This window comes from Micrococcus sp. GbtcB5, assembly GCF_019091605.1.
In the GTDB taxonomy this organism is placed as follows: domain Bacteria; phylum Actinomycetota; class Actinomycetes; order Actinomycetales; family Micrococcaceae; genus Micrococcus; species Micrococcus luteus.
This window is the reverse complement of record NZ_JAGXJK010000066.1, coordinates 1-1,794: the sequence shown is the minus strand read 5'-3', so window position 1 is coordinate 1,794 and position 1,794 is coordinate 1. Positions and strand designations below refer to the sequence as shown.

Annotated in this window: 3 protein-coding genes; 1 reads left to right on the top strand and 2 read right to left on the bottom strand. The window is 72.7% G+C overall.

The genetic code is table 11. The features are described 5' to 3' along the window. A partial coding sequence (locus KVS67_RS11435) for a leucine zipper domain-containing protein (RefSeq protein WP_217565386.1) occupies positions 1 to 206 on the bottom strand: 206 nt, incomplete at its 3' end. A 201-nt stretch (positions 207 to 407) separates the two neighbouring features. Between KVS67_RS11435 and idi the strand changes: the two genes are divergently transcribed. Then, a complete protein-coding gene (gene idi, locus KVS67_RS11430) occupies positions 408 to 1,037 on the top strand; it encodes an isopentenyl-diphosphate Delta-isomerase (protein ID WP_036384334.1) in 630 nt (209 codons plus the stop codon). 30 nt (positions 1,038 to 1,067) lie between these two features. On the opposite strand, the gene trxA is transcribed toward idi, so the two are convergent. Next, a complete protein-coding gene (trxA, locus tag KVS67_RS11425) occupies positions 1,068 to 1,508 on the bottom strand; it encodes a thioredoxin (protein ID WP_052007086.1) in 441 nt (146 codons plus the stop codon). Between the last annotated feature and the right edge of the window lie 286 nt (positions 1,509 to 1,794).

The window sequence follows — 1,794 nt, the reverse complement described above, 5'->3', positions numbered from 1 at the left end:
TGGGCAGGTGAACGGTGCGGCCGGCTGGGCAGGTCCTGAAGGCCGGCTTCTCCCTGGGCGCGGTAGCGGGCGACCCAGGTGGCCACCGTGGGCCGGCTGACGCGGAACTCGGCGGCCACGTGTGCCTGCGGGATCCCGTCGTGCAGGTGGCGGTGGACCATCCTGAGTCGGCCAGTCGGGGTCAGGGGTGCGTTAGCGTGAGTCATGAGTGGGTCTTTTCGGGCAGGTGGGTTGTTGAGGAACTTCCATCCTGCGGGGCGGGGCCCACTCGTCTCATCTCAGCCGGCGCCTCGTGGCAAGAACCTCATGACCCACAACATCTAGCCACGCCCGGCCGTCGGGATCGGACTGAGGTGACGTGGCCCACATCTGATGGGTGGCCCGGCTCGCCTGCCACACTGAGAGGCATGCAGACCCCGGCCACGCCCTCCCCGCCCGACCGCCCCTCCCCCGTCGCCCGACCGTGGTTGGCGGCCTCGGACGTCCCGGTCGCAGGCCCCGACGACGTCGAGCGCGTGGTCCTGCTGTCCCCGGAGGGCGAGGCCGTGGGCACGGAGGCCAAGGCCACGGTCCACCGCCGCACCGAGGACGGCGGCACGCCCCTGCACCTGGCCTTCTCCTGTCACGTGTACGACGAGGCCGACCGGTTCCTGCTCACCCGCCGGGCGCTGGGCAAGGCGGCGTTCCCCGGGGTGTGGACCAACGGGTTCTGCGGGCACCCCGGCCCCGGCGAGTCCCCCGCGGAGGCCGTGCTGCGCCGCGCCCCGCAGGAGCTGGGCGTGGAGGTGTCCGACGTCGTCGAGGTGCTCCCCGACTTCCGCTACCGGGCCGCAGACGCCTCCGGCATGGAGGAGCACGAGATCTGCCCGGTGTTCCGGGCCCGGATGCACGGCGACCCCGCCCCGGAGCGGGACGAGGTCGCGGAGTGGTGCTGGGTGGAGCCGGCCGATCTGGCCGCCGCCCTGGCCGCCGTCCCCCGGGCGTTCAGCCCGTGGCTCGTGGAGCAGTGGCAGCAGGGGGCGTTCGACCCGCGGTGAGCGGCCGGCGCGGCGACGCCGCGCGGGCCGTCAGCGGCCGTTGACGTCGTCGAGGTGGGCGGCGGTGGACTGCACGGCCTCGTCCTGCGCCGGCTCGGCGTCGCCCTGCTGGCCCTGCTGCTCCTCGGCCAGGCGGCGGACCTCTGCGATGTCGAGGCCCTTGACCTGGTCGAGCAGCTGCTCGAGCGCGGTGCCCGGCAGGGCGCCGGCCTGGGAGAACACGAGCACGCCGCCGCGGAAGGCCATGAGCGTGGGGATGGAGGTGATGCCGGCCATCGCCGCCAGCTGCTGCTGGTCCTCCGTGTCGACCTTGGCGAACACGACGTCCTCGTGCTTCTCGGAGGCGGCCTCGAACACGGGGGCGAACTGGCGGCACGGGCCGCACCAGCCGGCCCAGAAGTCCACGAGCACGGTGTCGTTCTCGGCGACGGTGGAGCCGAACTCCTCGAGGGTCAGGTCCTTGGTGGCCACGGTGGGTCCTTTCGTCAGCGGGGCCGACGCGCTCACGCCGGCGATCGTCCTGCCGACCACAACGGACACCCCGCCGCACCTATTCCGCCCCACCCCGCTTTCGTTCGGGAAACGGCGGCGTGTCCCGGCACTTTCGTTCGGGAAACGGGCGCCTTCCACGCACTGTCGTGGCCGAGACGGGAGCCGTCGTCGCCGCTTCCTAGATGTAGGAGGGCATGACGTTGTTGACTCGGGCCGGGGCCAACGAGGCCGGAGGGGCGTCCCCGCAGGAGGTATGAGGCCGATG

What these genes read in the sequence shown, in the direction of transcription:
- idi (WP_036384334.1), top strand. Translation starts at nt 408, where the DNA reads ATGCAGACCCCGGCCACGCCCTCCCCGCCCGACCGCCCCTCCCCCGTC.